This window comes from Bowmanella yangjiangensis, assembly GCF_017255015.1.
Classification (GTDB): Bacteria; Pseudomonadota; Gammaproteobacteria; order Enterobacterales; family Alteromonadaceae; genus Bowmanella; species Bowmanella yangjiangensis.
This window is the reverse complement of record NZ_JAFKCS010000272.1, coordinates 1-1,069: the sequence shown is the minus strand read 5'-3', so window position 1 is coordinate 1,069 and position 1,069 is coordinate 1. Positions and strand designations below refer to the sequence as shown.

At 65.6% G+C, this 1,069-nt stretch carries 1 protein-coding gene and 1 pseudogene; both read right to left on the bottom strand.

What is annotated here, in order from left to right; genetic code table 11:
• On the bottom strand, nucleotides 1-778 hold a 778-nt coding region (locus J0A65_RS23910), incomplete at its 3' end, for an ABC transporter permease (RefSeq protein ID WP_206596768.1).
• Between the two features lie 52 nt (nucleotides 779-830).
• Nucleotides 831-1,069, bottom strand: a pseudogene (locus tag J0A65_RS23905) (nitrate ABC transporter substrate-binding protein); the annotation flags it as partial.

Sequence of the window (1,069 nt, the reverse complement as noted above, 5' to 3'; positions counted from 1 at the left end):
TGGCGAGCGACAGGCGCAGACCGGTGAAGATCATCGGCAGCGCCGCTGGCAGAACGATGCGCCGCACATGGCTGAGCGGCGACAGGCGCAGCACCTTGCTGACGTTGTTGAGGTCCTTGTCGATGCCGGCCACGCCCACCGTGGTGTTGATCACCGTCGGCCACAGGCAGCACAGCGCGACGGTGAAGGCCGAGGTCAGGAACGACTTGGCGAACAGCGGATCGTCACTGACATACAAGGCGCTGACCAGCATGGTCACCAACGGCAGCCAGGCCAGTGGCGATACCGGCTTGAACACCTGGATCAGCGGGTTGAGCGCGCTGTACAGCGATTTGCTGAGACCGCAGACGATGCCTAGGGGGATGGCCACCAGCGAGGCGATGACGAACCCGGCCGCCACGGTATAGAGACTGGTGAAGATCTGCTGGATGAAGGTCGGCTTGCCGGTGTAGGGGCGGATCTTCACCTCGGCGGCCGGATTGCTGGCCAGCAGCCTGGCGTTGCGTTCGTCCTGGCGCTGGTAGAACGCGGCCGCCTTCTCCTGCTCGCGCTGATGGGCGGCGATCAGCCCGGAGAACTGCTCGCTGACCTGCAACGGGCCGGGAAACTGCCCCAGGCTGGTCTGGATGTGATTGGCCAGCCCCTGCCAGCACAGCAGGAACAGAGCGATGCCTAGTGCCGGCAGGATCAGGCTGCTGGCCAGGCGCTTGAGCAAGGCGCTGTGACGCGCCGTCTTGAGGGTCTGCTGAATCGGAGTGGCGACGTTCGGGTTGCTCATCGTCCTGTCCTCGGGTCGGTTGAGGCCGCGACCAGGCGCGGCCGCTGGTGGCTTAGAGCGTGCGGTCGCCTTTCAGGCCGATGCTGAACTGCTGCAGGTAGGCGTTGGGCTGATGGCCGTCGTAGACCACGCCGTCGATGGTGTCGGCCAGCGGTTCACGAAAGCCATCCTCATCGGCCGGCGGGAAATCGCTGGCCTGCGCGTGGCCTTCGGCGATCAGCTCGGCGGCGGCCTGGCGATAGATCTCCGGGAGGAACACGCGCTTGGCCGTTTGCACGTACCAGTCGTCCG